General features: G+C 38.3%; 1 protein-coding gene. It reads left to right on the top strand.

Features of this window, described 5'->3' with window-relative positions; genetic code table 11:
• Positions 1–77 precede the first annotated feature (77 nt).
• Positions 78–1,198 (top strand): IS3 family transposase gene (locus tag N9I19_RS24815; RefSeq protein WP_317779343.1). Its coding sequence is split into 2 segments (ribosomal slippage): positions 78–327 and positions 327–1,198, totalling 1,122 coding nucleotides; the frame shifts between segments, so codons are not numbered across the junction.
• The last annotated feature ends 18 nt before the right edge of the window (positions 1,199–1,216 follow it).

Raw genomic sequence — 1,216 nt, 5'->3', positions numbered from 1 at the left:
TGAATCGTCTACACTTATCTGGACAGATATTTTAAGGGCAGCTACACTTAACTTATTACAGATAAGGAGCACTCAAAATGACGAAAAGAGAACGCCGTACATTCACTTCCGAATTTAAAAAACAGATGATTCAACTCTATCAAAACGGAAAAACACGAAAGGCTCTTATTGAAGAATATGAACTTACTCCTTCTTCTTTAGATCGATGGATTCAACAGGGTGAAAACACAGGTTCCTTTAAGGAAAAAGATAACCGTTCTCCCGAGGAAAGCGAGCTTATCAAGCTGCGAAAAGAATTGAAACAGTTACAGATGGAGAATGATATTTTAAAGCAAGCAGCGCTGATACTAGGACGAAAGTAAATGTTATTAAGCGAAACAAAGACAAATACTCGGTATCAGCCATGTGTAACGTCCTGGATCTATCGCGGAGCACCTATTATTACGAATCAAAAGAACGAAACTCAGAAGATGATGTCACGCACGCCATTATAGAAATATTTGAAAAGAACCGTAAGGTATACGGAACACGTAAGATTAAAGTAGAGTTAATGAAGCTCGACCTAACGGTCTCCAGACGCCGAATTGGTCGGATTATGAAAGAGCAAGGGCTTGTATCATCTTATACAGTCGCTCAATACAAACCGCAGCAATCCTCATGTAACGAGTCAGTCCTGGCTAACGAATTAAATCGGGAATTTCAACAAAAAGAAGAGAAAAAAGTAGTGGTCAGCGACTTAACATATGTCAAAGTCAAAAATAAATGGCATTACATATGTGTCTTTGTCGATCTCTTTAATCGTGAAATTATTGGCTTTAGTACGGGGCCTAATAAGGACGCTCAGCTTGTGGCACGCGCATTTGCATCCATCAAAGGAAACCTTCATGATATTCAGCTCTTCCACACAGATCGAGGGAATGAATTTAAAAACAAGCTAATTGATGAAACGTTAACCACGTTTAAAATTGGCCGTTCACTTAGTATGAAAGGTTGTCCATATGATAACGCCGTCGCGGAAGCGACCTTTAAAATCATTAAGACTGAGTTCGCCAATCAAAAAAAGTTTACGAACTTATCCCAGCTAACGCTCGAATTTGGAGACTATGTGAACTGGTTTAATAAGCTAAGAATTCATGGAACTCTTGGCTACTTAAGTCCTCTAGAATATAAAAAATTATCCCTTAAAAAAGTTGTTTGATTTAGTGTTGACAATCCA

Origin of the sequence: Peribacillus sp. CSMR9, from assembly GCF_033141925.1 — a bacterium.
Classification (GTDB): Bacteria; Bacillota; Bacilli; order Bacillales; family DSM-1321; genus Peribacillus; species Peribacillus simplex_A.
The sequence above is the reverse complement of the archived record's forward strand: the minus strand, read 5'-3'. Positions and strand labels throughout refer to the sequence as shown.